This window comes from Micromonospora sp. NBS 11-29, assembly GCF_002140155.1.
Taxonomy (GTDB): domain Bacteria; phylum Actinomycetota; class Actinomycetes; order Mycobacteriales; family Micromonosporaceae; genus Micromonospora.
Map to the genome: position 1 here is coordinate 582,405 of NZ_NAPR01000003.1, position 17,045 is coordinate 599,449.

The following is a 17,045-nucleotide window of genomic DNA, read 5'->3' on the forward strand; positions in this document are numbered from 1 at the left end:
CTCACCGCGTGCGGCGCGCTCGCCGCCGTGCTCGGCGCGGTCGGCGCGGTCGCCACCCTCGCCCCGACCGAGGCGTACGCGGCCAGCACCGGCTCGCTGGTGAGCGCCGCGAACGGCAAGTGCCTCGACGTGGCCAACAACTCCACCGCCGACGGCGCGACCGTGCACATGTGGACCTGCTATCCGACCGTCGCCAGTCAGAAGTGGACGTTCGCCGACGACGGCTCGGTGCGGTCCCAGGGCAAGTGCCTGGACGTGGCGAACAACGGAACCGCCAACGGCGCCGCCGTGCACATCTGGACCTGCTACGCCACGGTGACCACCCAGCGGTGGACGCTGACCGCCGCCGGTGACCTGGTGAACGCCGCGTCGGGCAAGTGCCTGGACATCCGCGACAACAACCAGTCCGACGGCGCGACCATGCAGATCTGGTCGTGCACCGGCTCGGCCAACCAGAAGTGGACGTTCACCGGCGTGAGCAACCCGACCACCCCGCCGCCGACCGCCACCCCCACGGTGCCACCGCCCACGGACACGCCCGTGACCAACCCGGACCTCGGCCCCAACGTCAGCGTCTTCGACCCGTCGATGCCGGCCTCGACCATCCAGAACCGGCTGAACACGGTCTTCGCCCAGCAGGAGACCAACCAGTTCGGCAACGCCCGGTACGCGTTGCTGTTCAAGCCCGGCACCTACGCGGTGGACGCCAACGTCGGCTTCTTCACCCAGGTCGCCGGCCTGGGCCTCACCCCGGGCCAGACCACGGTCAACGGCCGGGTGCACGTCGAGGCGGACTGGTGGCCGGACGGCTCGCAGAACGCCACCCAGAACTTCTGGCGTTCGGCGGAAGGGCTGACCGTCAACCCGACCGGCGGGCTGGAACGGTGGTCGGTGTCGCAGGCCGCGCCGTACCGCCGGATGCACGTACGCGGCAACCTCGCGCTCTCCGACGGCGGCTGGTCCTCCGGCGGTTGGATCTCCGACACGAAGGTCGACGGGCAGATCCAGTCCGGGTCGCAGCAGCAGTGGATCACCCGCAGCTCGCAGATCGGCGGCTGGACCGGCTCCAACTGGAACCAGGTCTTCGTGGGCGTGCAGGGCGCGCCGGGCAACAGCTTCCCGAACCCGCCGTACACCACCGTCGGCACCGCGCCGGTGGTGGCCGAGAAGCCCTACCTATACGTGGACGCAGCCGGCGCGTACCGGGTGTTCGTCCCCGCGAAGCGCACCGACACGGCCGGCACCACCTGGGCCGCCGGCGCCCCGGCCGGCCGGTCGATCTCGCTGAGCCAGTTCCAGATCGTGCGCCCCGGCGACACCTCGGCCAGCATCAACGCGGCGCTGGCCGCCGGCCGGCACCTGCTGGTCACCCCGGGCGTCTACCAGCTCGACCAGACGTTGAACGTGACCCGGCCGGGCACCGTCGTGCTCGGCCTGGGCCTGGCCACGTTCGTGCCGCGTAACGGCGTCACCGCGATGACGGTCGCCGACGTGGACGGGGTACGCCTGGCCGGCGTGCTCTTCGACGCCGGCACCACGAACTCGAACGTGCTGCTCCAGGTCGGGCCGCCCGGGTCGAACGCCGACCACGCCGCCGACCCGACCGTGCTCTCCGACGTGTTCGTCCGGGTCGGCGGCGCGATCGCCGGCAAGGCGACCGTGAGCGTGCAGATCAACAGCGACGACGTGATCGGTGACCACGCGTGGATCTGGCGGGCCGACCACGGCAACGGCGGCACCGTCGGCTGGACCGTCAACACCGGGCGCAACGGGCTGGTCGTCGACGGCGACGACGTCACGTTCTACGGCCTCTTCGTGGAGCACTACCAGCAGTACCAGACGATCTGGAACGGCGAGAACGGGCGGACCTACTTCTATCAGAACGAGATGCCCTACGACCCGCCGAACCAGGCCGCCTGGATGAACGGGTCGACCCGGGGCTGGGCCGCGTACAAGGTGGCGGACTCGGTCACCAACCACCAGGCGTGGGGGTTGGGCAGCTACTGCTTCTTCAACGTCAACCCGGCCGTGGTGAGCGCACGCGCGTTCGAGGTGCCGGTGCGCACCGGGGTGCGGTTCCGCAACATGGTGACGGTCTCGCTGGGCGGCGTCGGCACGATCAGCCGCGTCATCAACGACACCGGGGCCACGGTCGACAGCGGTCACCAGGTGACCAGCATCGTCAGCGGCCCCTGACCGGGCGTGTGGTGGGCCGGCCCCCGGCAGGGGTCGGCCCACACCCCCGGCCACCCCTTAATGAGGCCCGCGCATATTGACGCACGTCACAGGGAGGGCCAGACTCTCGCAGACCACCACCCACCACCACGTTCCCGCTCCCGGGAGGGCGCCATGAACCGTCCCCACCTGCCGCTCGCGCGCACGGCCGCACGACTGGCCACGCTCGCCGCGGCCACCGCCGGTGTGCTGCTCGCCGTCGTCGCACCCGCCCACGCCGCCGTCCCCGCCGGGCGGTACGTGGCGCTCGGCGACTCGTACACCTCGGCGCCGCTCGTGCCCACCCAGGTCGACCTGAACTGCCTGCGCTCCAACCGCAACTACCCGTCCCTGGTCGCCGCGTCCGCCGGCTCGTCGTCGTTCGCGGACGTGAGCTGCTCCGGGGCCACCACCGACGACATCCTGTACGGCGGCAGCGGGGCGCTCGGCATCAAGCTGCCGCCGCAGCTCAACGCCGTCACCTCGGCCACGGCGCTGGTGACGGTGCAGATCGGCGGCAACGACATCGGCTTCTCCGGGATCATCAGCGACTGCGCCGAGGCGAGCGTCGGCAGCCCGCTCGGGTCGCCCTGCAAGGACCGGTTCACCGCCGGCGGCACCGACCAGCTCCGGGGCCGGATCGCCGGGGCCGCGCCGAAGGTGACCGCCGTGCTGCGGGCGGTGCGCCAGGCCGCGCCGAACGCGCGGATCGTGGTGCTCGGCTACCCGGCGATCCTGCCGGACAGCGGGTACGGCTGCTGGCCGGTGGTGCCGATCGCCTACCAGGACGTGCCGTACCTGCGCGGCGTGGAGAAGGCGCTCAACACGATGCTGGCCGACACCGCGAAGGCGAACGGCGCGAGCTACGCCGACGTCTACACGCCGTCGATCGGCCGGGACGCGTGCAAGAGCAGCGGCACCCGCTGGGTGGAAGGGCTGGTGCCGCAGAGCTCGGCCGCGCCGTTCCACCCCAACGCCCGGGGCGAGCAGGGCATGGCCACCGCGCTGCTGGCGCACCTGAGCTGAGCCGGACGAGCCGGTCCCGCCGCGCGGCGGGGCCGGCTCACGGCCNCCCAGCACTGCTTCGTGTTGAACACCACGGCGTCCTTGCAGTACGACGGGCTGGACGTGGCGGAGGCGTCGGCGATCAACACCGGGTTGTAGTCGCGGAAGTACGCGTCCTCCAACGTGGTGCTCACGCACTGGTCGACGTTGACCCCGCAGACGAAGAGCGTGTGGATGCCCTGGGTCCGCAGCACCTGGTCGAGATGGGTGCCGTAGAAGCCGCTCATCCGCACCTTCTGCACCATGATGTCGTCCTCGTCGATCAGCGGCTTCAGCTCGTCGACCATCTCGGCGCCCCACTCGCCGGCGGTGAGCACCCGCCCGTGGTCCAGCGGCTGGCCGATGCCGCACTGGTCGAGCGTGTGCTTGAACGAGTGCAGCGTCGGCGCACCGAGGTTGCGCAGGTCGGGCCGGTTGTACCAGTAGACCCAGATGACGTACATACCGTGCCGGCGGGCGGCCTCGACGGCGCGTACCACCCCCGGGATGGCCTCCCGGCAGGCCCGATGGTCGAGCCCGGACCGGTGCGTCCAGCCGCCCTCGGCGCAGAAGTCGTTCTGCATGTCCACCACCGCGAGCGCGCCGCGCAGCGGGTTGTCGACGAACGGCAGCAGCTCGGCGTCGAAGCGGACCAGCGTCTCCACCGACTCGGTGGGCGCGAGGTGGACGAAGTCCGGGTAGAGGTGCCAGCGGTCGGTGCTGGCGGCGAGCTGCACGCCGCCGTCGCCGGTGTCGCCGTAGATGGTCCGCCGCTCCGCCATGCCCTCCGTTCTAGTGCGCGTCGGGCACCCGGCGGGCGGCGATGCGCGGGAGTGCATCCGTACGGGGACCGGCGGGCCTCACCGGCGGGTGAGGCGGACCGCGTCGGCGACCACGTAGCCGGCGCCGGCGCTCCACCGGCTCACCCCGACCTTGTCCCCGGCGCCGCCGGCCAGCGTGAACACGCCGAGCGACACCCACCGGCCGCCGTCGACCCGCTGGTTCACGGCCACCGTCCGGGTGCCGGTGGTGGTCGCCACGAGGTACGGCGTCCGGTCGTTGTAGCCGGGGTCGGCCGGGTACCACACCGACACCTCGTAGCTGCCGGTCGCCGGCAGGGTCGCCCGGTACCAGGCGACGTCGCTGGTCGACACCGGCGCGGCGAAGCGGTAGTCGACGCCGTACCGCTGCCCGGAGTACGCCGACGTGCCCCAGGCCGCGCCGGCGGTGAACGCGCCCGCCGTGGCGTTGTCCACGGTCACGCTCCACGGCGTGGGCGTCGCCGCCCCGGCGCGTACGTCGACGACGTTGCGGTCGATGCTCATGGTCACGCCGCCCCAGGTCTCGGTGACGTCACCGGCGTACTGGTGCAGGCGCTGGTGGTCGGCGTAGCGGTCGTCGGCGCAGTACGTGCCCGCGCCGGTGTCCGCGACGCCGTTCCACCAGGCGATCCAGATCTGGTCCAGGCGCAGGTAACGGGTGTCGTGGTAGGCGTCGCAGACGTCCTTGACGCCGGACGAGCCGCTGGAGTACATCCCGGCGAGGTAGCCGCGCGTGTGCAGCCGCTCGATCCAGCCGGTGAGGAAGGAGAGGACGGCGGCCCGGCAGGCGGCGGTCGACGGGTACTGCTCGATGTCGTTGTAGAGCGTGCTGCCCGCGCCGATGCCGAGCGCCTGGGCGGCGGCGACCGCGCCGTCCGCCGCGCTCGCCCCCTGCCCGCGGGCGGTGGCGGGATCGGCGGACATCTTCGGCGTACGGGTGCCGCAGGGCGCCTGGTAGCCCAGCTCGATGGGGATCAGTCGCCAGCCCTTGCCGGTCTGGTTCGCCACCCAGCTCGCGGTGAGGTTGGGTTGGGCGCACGACCGGCTGCCGCCGCTGATGTAGACGCCGACCGCCCGGTAGGGCGAGCTGGCCAGCCAGGCGTCCATCGCGGCCTGGGCCGGGGCGGCGCAGGTGTCGAAGCCCCGGCCGGTGAACGTGCCCGGCTGCGGGCCGACCGCCGCCGTCACCGCTGGCGCCGGCGCGGCGGTGGTCGGTGCGACGTGGCCAATGGTGACGGCGAGCGCCGCCAGAACCGCGGTGATGGTTCTCATCGACCCCTCCAGCCTCGATCATCGGCACTGAGGCAGGATTTCTACCACGTATCGACGAGGGAAAATAGCCTCTCTTGGCAAATTCTTTCAGTCGATGCTGTGGTCATGAAGGGTATCGACAGGGAGGGCGGCGGCGGGATAGCGTGCCCGCACTCAGATCCGTCGATCGAGTGTCCGAGCGCCTATCCCGAAGGAGCGCCATGCCCACGTCACGATCCGTCCGTCTGCGACGCCGAGGTCTGCTCGGCATCCCGGCCCTGGTGGCCGCCGCGCTGACCGTGGCCGCCCGCCCCGGCGCGGCCGTCGCCGCGCCCAAGGCCGAGTGCCTGGCCGACCTGTTGCGGGAGCAGTGATGGCGACCATCCCCTGGCTGGTGGACGTGCTGCGGGCCGCCGGCGTCCAGGTCGTGGTCGAGGGCGACTGGCTCAACCGGATGCGCTCCGGCTCCTTCGACCCGATCGGCGTGCTCTGGCACCATACCGCCGCCACCTCCAGCGCCACCAACCCGCACCCGGCGTTGAACATCTGCATCAACGGCCGCTCCGACCTGCCCGGCCCGCTCTGCCAGGCGCTCGTCGACTACCACGGCGTGTTCCACGTGATCTCCGCCGGCCGGTGCAACCACGCCGGCGTCAGCGGCGGCAGCGGGCCGATCCCGGCCGGCGACGGCAACACCCTGATGATCGGGTGGGAGATCGACTACAACGGCGTCGACCAGCGGATGACCACCGCGCAGTACAACGCCAGCATCGCGGCCACCGCCGCCGTGCTCAAGCGGCTCGGCAAGGACTCCAGCTATGCCCGTGGGCACCGGGAGACCAGCACCACCGGCAAGATCGACCCGTCCTTCATCGACCTGAACACGATGCGCGCCGACGTGGCGGCGAAGATGGCCGGCGGCGGCACCGGCTGGTCCTCGATCGTGGACAACGCCACCGCCGGCCGGTTCACCGCCAGCACGAGCTGGGGCGTGTCGACGTACTCCGGCCAGCGCTACGGCGCCGACTACCGCTACGCGGACCCGGTCGCGGCCAGCGACGCCGCCTGGTACAAGTTCAACGTCCCGCGCACCGGTAACTACCGGGTCGAGGCGTGGTGGCCGGCGAACTCGGGCTACAACGCCGCGACGCCGTACATCATCGCCACCACCACCGGCAACAAGACCGTCACCGTGGACCAGCGGGCCACCGGCGGCCAGTGGCGCAACCTCGGCACGTTCGCGCTGCCGGCCGGCGACGCCAACCGGGTCGCGGTCAGCCGGTGGAGTTCCGCCGCCGGCCTGGTCATCGCCGACGCCGTCCGCCTCACCGAGGTCTGACCCCCGCGCGCGGCCCGTCGCGCTTCCCCGCGACGGGCCCGNGCAGATCTTGGTACGAGAGCGCCCCTCCGAGGGCCATCCGATACCAAGATCGCGAACCCGGCGAGCCTCGACGCGCCAGAAGAGCCCTCATCCCGACGCGACATGACTCGTAGACCTCGTTATGCCCGTGAACCCGCCCTGCCCGCGCCAACTCTGATCGCCCGGGGGCGAGATCAACACCATTTCGCCGGAGTGGTGCCTTCCCGACGGGACGATGCCGCCGCTTCACCGAACTGGCGACGCCCCGCCCACCGTCACACCTATCGAGACGACCGTCCCACCAGCCAGGACCCGCGCAGATCCTGGCACGAGAGCAATGCCGGCCCTGGTCGGCCAGCGGCGAGATCCATGCCAGTTCGCCGAAGTGGCGCCTTCCCGATCGATCGATGCCGCCACTTCACCGAACCGGCGACGCCACCACCCGCCGAGATGACCGTCCCGCCGGACAGGACCCCCGCAGGTCCTGGCACGAGAGCGCCCCTCCAGGGGCCATCCGGTGCCACGATCTCGGACCCGGCAATCCTCGACGACGTCGGTTCGGCGACGTGGTGGGGTCGCCGGCGAAGGAACGGGGTGGATCAGGCGGTCTCGGGCGTGGGGTGGTCGGCCTCGAAGCGTTCCCGGGTGAGGAAGGCGAGCTGGGCACGCTTGTCCGGCATGTCGATCTCGGCGTCGAACGTGAAGCCCTCCGCCCGCACTCGGCGCAGCGCCGCCTCGTTGCGCACGTCCGGCTCGACCACGATGCGCCGCGCCGCCGGGTCCCGCAGCAGGAACCGGGCCAGCGCCGGGCCGACGACCGCGGTCAGGCCGCGCGCCAACCCCCGGGGCGGGTTGAGCAGCAGGTGCATGCCCACGTCGCCGGGCCGCACCGGGTACCGCTCCCCCACCGGGTCGGCCTCCGGCTGGTAGGTCTGGAACAGCCCGACCGGCTCCCCGTCGAGGTGGATCAGGTACGCGTGGTGGGTGTCCAGCCCGTCGACGAAGGCGTAGACCGCGCGCACGTCGTCGACACTGTGCCCGCCCATGCCCCAGAAACCGTTGCGCGGCAGCGTGACCCAGCCGTGCAGCAGCTCGGCGTCCCGGTCCGGGCGTACCGGCTCCAACGTCAGGTCGCCGAGGCCGGGCAGGTGCTCACGGTAGGTCACCATGGTCGTCCTTCGGAAGAGGTCCGGCGGGCACCGGGATCAGCGTCCCGGCGGCCCAGTGCATCAACTGGTCGGCGAAGTGCGGGTCCCCGGGCCGGCNCACGTAGCGGGCCACCGGGCCGCGCCAACAGGCGTCGGAGACGCCCGGGACGCTGGACGTGGCGAGCACGCAGTCGGTGTCACCGGCGAGCGACGCGCGTCCCCGCATCTCCCGCACGGCGGCCGAGGTCGCGGCGGCGACGCCCAGGTGCACCGGGTGCAGGAGATGCCGGCGGCCCCACGGTTCCGGCGCGGGCCCGGCGGCCACCTCGGCCAGCGCGGCGGCCGCGAGCGCCACGACATCCACCCCGAGCCCGGCAGCCAAGAGCGGACCGGCAACCCCGGCGGCCACGCCGTCCACGCGCGGACCGCCAACCCCAGAAGGCACGTCCGCGCAGGGACCGCCGAGCCCGGCAGCCACGACATTCACGCGAGGATCGACAACCCCGATAGGCACGCCGTCCACGCCAGGACCCGTCGACCGGCGGGCTTGGCCGTCCACGCCGGGACCGGCCGTCCCGCGAGATGTGCCGTCCACGCCCAGCGCGGCCAGGTGGTCGAGCGCCAGGCCGATCCGGGCGGCCGGGTCGGTCCAGGGGGCGAACAGCTCGTCGAACCCGGACGGCGCGAACAGCGGTCGCAGCCGGGGGTGCGCGCACAGCCGGCGGGCCAGCGCCGCCCGCCAGGCCGCGTACGCGCCGGCCTCGACCGAGTCCGCCACCATGGTGCGGTCCCAGGTCAGGAGCCGATCGTGCAGGGTACGGGCAGCTTCGTCGAGCCGGTCGGGGTCGAGCCGGTGGAGCAGCCGGTGCAGCGGGGTCGCCGGGAGCCGGGCGTCGGTGTGCACGGTGGACGCCTGGACGCCGTCGGCGAGCAGGGCCCGGATGCGGCGGGCGCGGTGCGGTGGCGCGAAGTCGACGCCGTGCGCGGCGACGTCGTCGCGGCGGTCGTTGGCGCAGACCGCGACGCCGTCGATCTTCTCGTCGACGGGGGGCAGGTAATCGCCGCGCCAGTGGTGCCGGGCCTCCCAGGCGGGCACCGGCTCGCGGCGGCACCGGTCGTCGCGTACCGGAACCAGGCCCGCCACCAGTCGGCGGACCGCGCCCTGAGTGTCGGCGGCGAGCACGCTGTTGACCGGCTCGACCCAGTCGCGCAGCGCGTCGGCGACGTCGCCGGCGCAGCGGGCGCGCAGCAGCGGCAGCAGCGCCTCGAAGCCGAGGCGGCCCTCGACCCGGCTCGGGGTGCGCAGGCTGATCGCCTCGCCGGTGACTCGGTCGTGGTCGACGACCGGGCCGCGCGGGGTCTCGATGATCTCGACCATCTCGGGGTCGCCGCCGCGGACCTCGATCCGTTCGACGTGGCGGGCGACCGGTAGCCAGCCGCTCGGGTCGCGGACCAGCACCCGGTCGCCGTCGCGGCGGAGCTGTTCGCGGTAGAGGTCCTGGTAGTCGGCCATCGCGTTGGTGACGGCCCAGGCGACGTGGCCGGCGTGGCCGAAGTGCGGCAGGCCGGGTACGCCGGGGAAGGCGAGCCCGATGACGTCGAACTCGGGGCAGGCCAGCCGTACCTGCTGGTAGATGCCGGGCAGTTCGAGCAGCCGGTGTGGGTCACCGGCGAGCACCGGGCCGCGCCCGGTGGCCGGGTCGGCGGGCAGCGCCCAGGCGTTGCTGCCGGCCGACGCCGTCCCCTCCACGGTGAACAGGTCGACCGCCGCCGGGCCGAGTGTGCGGGTGACGTGGGCGTGCCAGAGCTTGTGCGGGAAGGTGGAGAAGAGGACGTGCTGGACGAGGAAGACGCCCAGCGGCGTCCAGGGCTGCCAGGGCTCCGGCGTGCCGCCGGTGGCGGCGAACTCGGGCGCGTCGGCGGCACCGTCGGCGAGGCCGGAGTTGACGCCCTCGACGTACGCGTCGACCCAGCGGCGGGTGGCCGGGTCGAGGCGTTCGTGGCAGCGGCGGGCGGTGTCGTCGAGCCGGGCCCGCCGGGCGAACCGGTCCCAGGCCAGTTCGGCCCGGCCGACGCGGGCGGCGAGCCGGCCCTCGGCCCGCCACCGTTCGACGCAGAGCTGCCAGGCCCGGTCGTGCGCGGCGACGCGGCCTTGCAGGCGCGCGAGCGCATCGACGTCGTCGGCCCACAACCGGGGTACGCCCCAGCGGTCGCGGTCGACCCGGGGCCCGCTTCCTGCGATGGTCAACTTAGGTTACCCTCCCCTAACTGAGCCAGACCTTACCTGGAGGGGTACGTGAAACGGAACTGGGAGGGCCTGGTGCTCAAGGCCATGGGCGGCCGGGACTTCCGGCTCACCGTGCGGGGCACCGAGTCGGTCGACGGGCACTACCAGCGCCTGCTCCTGGACGACGGCGGCCTGCTGGCCGCCTGCGGCACCCACCCGACGATGTGGATCCGGCTCTGGTTCGACCTCGACGGCCGGGCGCACCAGCGGGCGTACACGCTGGTCGACCCGGACCCGGCCACCGGACGGTTCACGCTGGAGTTCGCGATCCACGACGGCCCGGCCGCCAACTGGGCCGGCGCCGCCCGGGTCGGCGACACCATCGACGCCACCGTGCAGGGCAGCGCGTTCCAGCTTCCCGACCCGACCCCCGAGCACCTCTACCTGGTCGGCGACGCGGCCTCGCTGCCGGCGGTCAACAGCCTGCTCGACGCCGCCGCGGACATCCCGGCGACGGTCTGGCTGGAGTACGCGCACGACGGCGAGAAGGCGTTGAGCCCGCGCGCCCGGGCGCACCACGAGGTGACCTGGGTGCCGCGCCGCGACCACGGCCGGCACCTGGTCGACACGGTGTGCGCGGCGCTGCCGGCCGCCGACACCGCGTACTACTGGGTGGCCTGCGAGGCGGCCAGCACCCGCGAGATCACCCGGCACCTGCGGCGTACGCTCGGCGTGGGCAAGGCGCAGCTCAGCTCGCTGGGCTACTGGCGGGCCGGCTGATGGGCCGCCTCGGCACGCTGACCGCGCTCTACGTCACGCAGTACCTGGGCGTCGGCTTCATCACGGTCGGGCTGACCGCCATCCTGCGCGACGGCGGCACCTCGCTGGACACGTTGGCGCTGCTCCAGGTGGTCGGTCTGATCTGGCCGGTCAAGTTCCTCTGGGCGCCGATCCTGGACCGGTACGGCTCCCGGCACCGCGGGCACTACCGCTCCTGGCTGCTGGTGCTCCAGACCGCGCTGGTGCTGACGCTGCTGGCGCTGCTGCCGTTCGACCGCCCGGCCGACCAGCTCGGCCCGGTGATCGTCATCTGCGCCGCGTTCGTGTTCTTCTCCGCCACCCAGGACATCGCCGCCGACGCGGTCGCGGTGCGGCTGCTGGCCGCCGCCGACCGGGGCACCGGCAACGGCATCCAGGTGGCGGCGAGCTACCTGGGCAACCTGCTCGGCGGCGGCGCGTGCGTGCTGGTGTACGACCGGTTCGGCTGGGTCCCGGCGGTCGGGCTGCTGGCCGCGTTGACCGCGCTCGGGCTGCTCGTGGTGTGGCGGTTCCGGGAGCCGGAGCGGGTCGACCGGGTGGTCCGGATCGGCGTCGCGTACCGGGCGTTGCTGTCGGTGTTCGGCCAGCCCGGCTGCCGGTGGTGGACGTTCGGCGTGGTGCCGCTGGTCTACGTGGGCGCCGGGATGGCGTACGCGCTGGTGACGCCCGCGCTGGTGGACGCCGGCTGGTCGCTGGGCCGGATCGGCGTGGTGACCGGCGTGGTGACCAGCGTGCCGGCGATCGCGGCCGGTCTGGTCGCGGGCGTCGGGGTCGGCCGGTTCGGCCGGTCCGGGGTGCTGGTGGCCGGCGGGGTGGCGCTGGCGGTGTCCACGGTGGCGCTGCTGCCGTTGATGGCCGGGCGGGCGCCGCTGGCCGGCACCGTCGTCGCGCTCTGTTTCTTCCTGGCCGCGTACACGATCGCGAACGTGGTGCTCTACACGGTCAACATGGACTACTCGCGGCCGGGCAGCGGTGGCACGGACTTCACCGTGCTGTCGTCGTTCGGGTTGGTCTGCTCGTTCGTGGCCGCCTCGCTGGGGCTCGCCGCCGCCGAGCGGTTCGGCTATCCGGCGGTGGCGGTGGCCTCGATCGTGCTGGTCGCGGCCGGGGTCGGCGTGGGCGTGGGGCACCAGCGGCGGTTCCCGCCGGTCGGGTCGACGCGCGGGCCGGTCAAGCCCGCTTCCTTGATTAGTTAGGCAAGCCTAACCTAAGATCTTGCCATCCTGTCCGCACGACCACCTGGGAAGTCCGATGAGCACGATCGACGCCGCCACGCGCGCCCACCTGTTCAACGCCGGCTCGGTCGAGCGGTACCGGGACGTGCTCGCGCGCGGCGTCGACCGGGTCGCCCGCCGGGTCGGCGAGGTCGACCGCCCCGGCACCGGCGTCACCCCGGACGCGCTGGCCCCGCTGGTCGGCGGCATCGACCTGGACCGGCCGCTGAACGACACCGACGCCGCGCTCGACGAGCTGCACGACGTCTGGCTGCGCGATGCGGTGTGGTTCCACCACCCGCGCTACCTGGCCCACCTGAACTGCCCGGTGGTCATCCCGGCGCTGCTCGGCGAGGCGGTGCTCAGCGCCGTCAACGCCTCGTTGGACACCTGGGACCAGAGCGCCGGGGCCACCCTGATGGAGCGCCGCCTGATCGAGTGGACGGCCGGGCGGATCGGGCTCGGCGCCACCGCCGACGGCGTGTTCACCAGCGGCGGCACCCAGTCCAACCTCCAGGCGATGCTGCTGGCCCGGGAGGAGACCTACCGGCGGGTGATCGGCGGGGCCACCGTCCGCCCGGCCCGGCCGGAGGTGCTGTCCCGGCTGCGGATCATCACCTCGGCCGCCGGGCACTTCAGCGTGCAGAAGGCGGCCAAGCTGCTCGGCCTGGCCGCCGACGCGGTGCTCACCGTGCCCACCGACGCCGGTCGTCGGATGCGCACCGACGAGCTGGCCCGCACCATCGACCGCTGCCGGCGCGACGGCCAGGTGGTGATGGCGGTCGTCGCCACCGCCGGCACCACCGACTTCGGCACCATCGACCCGCTGCCGGAGATCGCCGACATCTGCACCGCCGCCGGCGTCTGGCTGCACGTCGACGCCGCGTACGGCTGCGGGTTGCTGGTCTCCCCCACCCGCCGGCGGCTGCTCGACGGCATCGAGCGGGCCGCCTCGGTGACCGTCGACTACCACAAGTCGTTCTTCCAGCCGGTCAGCTCCAGCGCACTGCTCGTGCGCGACGGCCGCACGCTGCGCCACGCCACCTGGCACGCCGACTACCTGAACCCGGCCCGCGCCGCCGAGCAGGGCATCCCCAACCAGGTCGACAAGAGCATCCAGACCACCCGGCGCTTCGACGCGTGCAAGCTCTGGCTCACCCTGCGGATCATGGGGCCGGACGCGATCGGCGCGCTCTTCGACCAGGTCGTCGACCTCGCCGCCGACGCCTGGCACCATCTCGACGCCGACCCGCGTTTCGAGGTGGCGGCCCCGTCCCAGCTCAGCACCGTGGTCTTCCGGTACGTGCCGCCCGGCGCCGCCCCGAACCTGGTGGACGAGGCCAACCTGCACGCCCGCGAGGCCCTGGCCGCCTCCGGCGCCGGGCTGGTCGCCGGCACCAAGGTCGACGGCGCGCACTGGCTGAAGCTGACGCTGCTCAACCCGGAGACCACGGTGGACGATGTCACCGGCGTGCTCGACCTGCTCGCCGACCACGCCGCCTGGTACGCCCGCACCGCCGCGACGCTGTCCCCCGTCGGCTGAGCGTCGAGGAGAGAACCATGTCGACCCACGACTTCATCGCCGTCGGGCTGGGCCCGTACAACCTCGGCCTGGCCTGCCTCACCGCGCCGATCGCCGACCTCGACGGGCTGTTCCTGGAGGCCCGCGACGACGTGCGCTGGCACCCCGGGATGCTGCTCGACTCGACCCGGTTGCAGACCCCGTTCATCGCCGACCTGGTCACGCTCGCGGACCCCACCTCGCCGTACTCGTTCCTGAGCTACCTGAAGGAGAACGGCCGGCTCTACCGCTTCTACATCCGGGAGAGCTTCTTCCCGCTGCGCGCGGAGTACGACGACTACTGCCGCTGGGCCGCCGGCAAGCTGCCGAACCTGCGCTTCCGGCACACCGTCACCCGCATCGAGTACGACGAGTCCGACGACCGGTACGTGGTGCACGCCGACACCCCGGACGGGCCGGTCGCCCACCGGGCCCGGCACCTGGTGCTGGGCACCGGCACCCCGCCGTACCTGCCCGAGCCGTGCCGGGGCCTGGGCGGGGACCTGATCCACAACTCCCGCTACTTGGAGCACCGGGAGGCGCTGCGGGCCAAGCGCGGCATCACCGTCGTCGGCAGCGGCCAGAGCGCCGCCGAGATCTACCACGACCTGCTCGGCGACATCGACACGTACGGCTACCAGCTCACCTGGGTGACCCGCTCGCCCCGGTTCTTCCCGCTGGAGTACACCAAGCTGACGCTGGAGATGACCTCACCGGACTACGTGGACTACTTCCACGCGCTGCCCGAGCCGACCCGGTACCGGCTGGAGGCCGCGCAGAAGCCGCTGTTCAAGGGCATCAACGCCGACCTGATCAACGACATCTACGACACGCTCTACGCCAAGAGCCTGCGCGGGCCGGCGTCGACGCGGCTGCTCACCAACACCGAACTGGTCGACGCCGCGTACGACGACGGCCGCTACCGGCTCGGGCTGCGCCACACCGAGCAGGACCGCGCGTTCACGTTGGACACCGAGGGGCTGGTGCTGGCCACCGGCTACCACTACCCGGTGCCGGCTTTCCTCGCCCCGGTGCGCGACCGGCTGCGCTTCGACGCGCACGGCCGCTTCGACGTGGCCCGCAACTACAGCGTCGACCACAGCGGCCGGGGCGTGTTCCTCCAGAACGGCGGCACGCACACGCACAGCATCACCTCGCCCGACCTGGGCATGGGCGCGTACCGCAACTCGTGGATCATCCGGGAGCTGACCGGCCGGGAGCACTACCCGATCGAGCATCGGATCGCGTTCCAGGAGTTCGGAGTACCAGCGTGAGTGAGTTCACCCGCGTCGACGCGCGGCTCGGTGCGTTCGCGCTGCGTCCGCTGGACGCCGACGCGGACGCGCCGCTGCTGCACCGCTGGGTCACCCATCCGAAGGCCGCGTTCTGGCTGATGGCCGACGCCGACGTGGCCGGCGTCGCGCGGGAGTACCGGCGGATCGCCGCGCACCCGCACCACGACGCGTACCTCGGGTCGTGGCGTGGCCGGCCGGCGTTCCTGGCCGAGCGGTACGACCCGGCCCGGGTGGAGCTGGTCGGCCTCTACGACCCGCAGCCCGGCGACGTGGGGATGCACTTCCTCTGCGCGCCCACCGACACCCCGGTGCACGGCTTCACCCGCGCGGTGATCACCACGGTGCTCGCCTGGCTCTTCGCCGACCCGGCCACCCGCCGGGTGGTGGTCGAGCCGGACGTGCGCAACACCGCCGTGCACGCGCTCAACGCCGCCGTCGGCTTCACCGTCGTCGGTGAGATCCGCAAGCCGGAGAAGGACGCGCTGCTCAGCGTCGTCACCCGGGACCAGTTCCGAGCCGCCGCCGAGGCCGCCACCGAAGGAGAGACGACCGCGTGAACCCCCGCGCATCCGTGGACCACCTGACCCCCGAGGCGTGGGCCACCGCCAACCGGCTGCTGGTGCGCAAGGCGCTCGCCGAGTTCGCCCACGAACGCCTGGTCACGCCGGAGCCGGCCGGCGCCGGGCGGTGGGTGGTGCGCGGCGACGACCCCACGGTGGAGTACCGGTTCGCCGCCGAGCTGCTGGCGTTGGACCACTGGCACATCGACGCCGCCAGCATCACCCGGCACCGCGACGGGGTGACGCTGCCGCCCGACGCGGTCGACCTCTGCCTGGAGCTGCGCGGCGCGCTCGGCCTCACCGACGCGGTCCTGCCGGTCTACCTGGAGGAGATCACCTCCACCCTGGCCGGCACCGCGTACAAGCTCAGCAAGCCGGCGGTCACCGCCGCTGAGCTGGCCGCCGCCGACTTCCAGGCCGTCGAGACCGGCATGACCGAGGGCCACCCCTGCTTCGTCGCCGCCAACGGCCGCATCGGCTTCGGCGTCGACGACTACCACCGGTACGCCCCGGAGGCCGCCGCCGACGTGCGGCTGCTCTGGCTCGCCGCGCACCGCGACCACACCACGTTCACCTGCGCCGACGACCTGGACTACGACTCGCTGCTCCGGGCCGAGCTGGGCGCGGAGACGCTCGCCGGGTTCACCGCCACGCTGACCGGGCTCGGCCTCGACCCGGCCGACTACCTGCTGATCCCGGTGCACCCGTGGCAGTGGTGGAACCGGCTCGCGGTCACGTTCGCCGGTGAGGTGGCGACGCGCCGGCTGGTCTGCCTCGGCGAGGGCCCGGACGACTACCTGGCCCAGCAGTCCATCCGCACGTTCTTCAACGTCACCGACCCGGCGAAGCACTACGTGAAGACCGCGCTGTCGGTGTTGAACATGGGCTTCCTGCGCGGGCTGTCCGCCGCGTACATGGAGGCGACGCCCGCGATCAACGACTGGGTGGCCGCGCTGATCGACGACGACCCGGTGCTCAAGGGCACCGGACTGTCGATCATCCGGGAGCGGGCCGCGATCGGGTACCGGCACCGGCAGTACGAGGCGGCGACGGATCGCTACTCCCCGTACCGGAAGATGCTGGCGGCGCTCTGGCGGGAGAGCCCGGTGCCGGGCCTCGCGCCGGGGCGGCGGCTGGCCACCATGGCCTCGCTGCTGCACGCCGACCGGGACGGCCGTTCGCTGGCGGCGGCGCTGATCGCCCGTTCGGGCCGCTCCCCGGCGCGGTGGCTGCGCCGCTACCTGGACGCCTACCTGGTGCCGCTGCTGCACAGCCTGTACGCGCACGACCTGGCGTTCATGCCGCACGGCGAGAACGTCATCCTGGTCCTGCACGACGACGTGGTGGAGCGGGTGGTGTTCAAGGACATCGCCGAGGAGATCGTGGTGATGGACCCGGACGCCGACCTGCCGGAACGGGTCGCGCGGGTCCGGGCCGCGATCCCGGAGGACGAGAAGGTCCTGACCATCTTCACCGACGTGTTCGACTGCTTCCTGCGGCACCTGAGCGCCGCCCTGCACACCGAGGGCGT

13 protein-coding genes and 1 pseudogene are annotated in these 17,045 nt (G+C 72.8%); 10 read left to right on the top strand and 4 right to left on the bottom strand.

Features of this window, described 5'->3' with window-relative positions:
* The first annotated feature begins 27 nt into the window (after nt 1-27).
* Nucleotides 28-2,196, top strand: a complete 2,169-nt coding sequence (locus B1205_RS03960) for a ricin-type beta-trefoil lectin domain protein (RefSeq protein ID WP_089154330.1) — start codon at nt 28-30, stop codon at nt 2,194-2,196.
* A 153-nt stretch (nt 2,197-2,349) separates the two neighbouring features.
* On the top strand, nt 2,350-3,240 hold the full coding sequence (locus B1205_RS03965) for an SGNH/GDSL hydrolase family protein (protein WP_089154331.1): 891 nt from the start codon (nt 2,350-2,352) through the stop codon (nt 3,238-3,240).
* A 56-nt stretch (nt 3,241-3,296) separates the two neighbouring features.
* Here the strand turns inward: B1205_RS03965 and B1205_RS30850 are convergent.
* Both B1205_RS30850 and B1205_RS03975 read right to left on the bottom strand, forming a co-directional pair.
* A pseudogene (locus B1205_RS30850) lies at nt 3,297-4,097 on the bottom strand (cysteine hydrolase family protein); the annotation flags it as partial.
* A gap of 21 nt (nt 4,098-4,118) precedes the next feature.
* A complete protein-coding gene (locus tag B1205_RS03975; protein ID WP_089154332.1) occupies nt 4,119-5,351 on the bottom strand; it encodes a glycoside hydrolase domain-containing protein in 1,233 nt (410 codons plus the stop codon).
* Nucleotides 5,352-5,551: 200 nt separating this feature from the next.
* On the opposite strand from B1205_RS03975, the gene B1205_RS29495 reads away from it, so the two are divergent.
* Nucleotides 5,552-5,704, top strand: a complete 153-nt coding sequence (locus B1205_RS29495; RefSeq protein WP_176308408.1) for a hypothetical protein — start codon at nt 5,552-5,554, stop codon at nt 5,702-5,704.
* Entirely contained in the window at nt 5,704-6,669 is a 966-nt protein-coding gene (locus B1205_RS03980) for a golvesin C-terminal-like domain-containing protein (protein ID WP_089154333.1), read from the top strand. Before B1205_RS29495 ends, B1205_RS03980 begins: the two co-directional genes overlap by 1 nt.
* A gap of 620 nt (nt 6,670-7,289) precedes the next feature.
* Here B1205_RS03980 and B1205_RS03985 read toward each other — a convergent pair.
* Both B1205_RS03985 and B1205_RS03990 read right to left on the bottom strand, forming a co-directional pair.
* Nucleotides 7,290-7,856: a GNAT family N-acetyltransferase gene (locus B1205_RS03985; RefSeq protein WP_089154404.1), complete on the bottom strand. Its 567-nt coding sequence runs from the start codon at nt 7,854-7,856 to the stop codon at nt 7,290-7,292.
* Nucleotides 7,843-10,086: a penicillin acylase family protein gene (locus tag B1205_RS03990; protein ID WP_089154334.1), complete on the bottom strand. Its 2,244-nt coding sequence runs from the start codon at nt 10,084-10,086 to the stop codon at nt 7,843-7,845. The genes B1205_RS03985 and B1205_RS03990 overlap by 14 nt, the downstream gene beginning before the upstream one ends.
* Before the next feature lie 48 nt (nt 10,087-10,134).
* Here B1205_RS03990 and B1205_RS03995 point away from each other — a divergent pair, with 48 nt between their 5' ends.
* From B1205_RS03995 to B1205_RS04020, 6 genes are all read left to right on the top strand, one after another.
* Nucleotides 10,135-10,845: a siderophore-interacting protein gene (locus B1205_RS03995; RefSeq protein ID WP_089154335.1), complete on the top strand. Its 711-nt coding sequence runs from the start codon at nt 10,135-10,137 to the stop codon at nt 10,843-10,845.
* The gene (locus tag B1205_RS04000) at nt 10,845-12,080 is read left to right on the top strand and encodes an MFS transporter (RefSeq protein WP_089154336.1); all 1,236 of its coding nucleotides are present in this window, start codon (nt 10,845-10,847) and stop codon (nt 12,078-12,080) included. Before B1205_RS03995 ends, B1205_RS04000 begins: the two co-directional genes overlap by 1 nt.
* Before the next feature lie 55 nt (nt 12,081-12,135).
* Complete coding sequence (locus B1205_RS04005) at nt 12,136-13,641, top strand: pyridoxal phosphate-dependent decarboxylase family protein (RefSeq protein ID WP_176308409.1); 1,506 nt, start codon at nt 12,136-12,138, stop codon at nt 13,639-13,641.
* Nucleotides 13,642-13,658: 17 nt separating this feature from the next.
* The gene (locus B1205_RS04010; RefSeq protein WP_089154338.1) at nt 13,659-14,933 is read left to right on the top strand and encodes a lysine N(6)-hydroxylase/L-ornithine N(5)-oxygenase family protein; all 1,275 of its coding nucleotides are present in this window, start codon (nt 13,659-13,661) and stop codon (nt 14,931-14,933) included.
* Nucleotides 14,930-15,511 (top strand): GNAT family N-acetyltransferase, encoded by a 582-nt coding sequence (locus B1205_RS04015; RefSeq protein WP_089154339.1) that lies wholly within the window; start codon nt 14,930-14,932, stop codon nt 15,509-15,511. The genes B1205_RS04010 and B1205_RS04015 overlap by 4 nt, the downstream gene beginning before the upstream one ends.
* Nucleotides 15,508-17,045: IucA/IucC family protein (locus B1205_RS04020; protein WP_089154340.1), on the top strand; the 1,538-nt coding region annotated here is incomplete at its 3' end. The genes B1205_RS04015 and B1205_RS04020, both read left to right, overlap by 4 nt.

Coding starts and splice junctions, on each gene's coding strand:
- B1205_RS03980 (WP_089154333.1), top strand. CDS start 5,704: ATGGCGACCATCCCCTGGCTGGTGGACGTGCTGCGGGCCGCCGGCGTC.
- B1205_RS04005 (WP_176308409.1), top strand. CDS start 12,136: ATGAGCACGATCGACGCCGCCACGCGCGCCCACCTGTTCAACGCCGGC.
- B1205_RS03965 (WP_089154331.1), top strand. CDS start 2,350: ATGAACCGTCCCCACCTGCCGCTCGCGCGCACGGCCGCACGACTGGCC.
- B1205_RS04010 (WP_089154338.1), top strand. CDS start 13,659: ATGTCGACCCACGACTTCATCGCCGTCGGGCTGGGCCCGTACAACCTC.
- B1205_RS29495 (WP_176308408.1), top strand. CDS start 5,552: ATGCCCACGTCACGATCCGTCCGTCTGCGACGCCGAGGTCTGCTCGGC.
- B1205_RS04000 (WP_089154336.1), top strand. CDS start 10,845: ATGGGCCGCCTCGGCACGCTGACCGCGCTCTACGTCACGCAGTACCTG.
- B1205_RS03975 (WP_089154332.1), bottom strand. CDS start 5,351: ATGAGAACCATCACCGCGGTTCTGGCGGCGCTCGCCGTCACCATTGGC.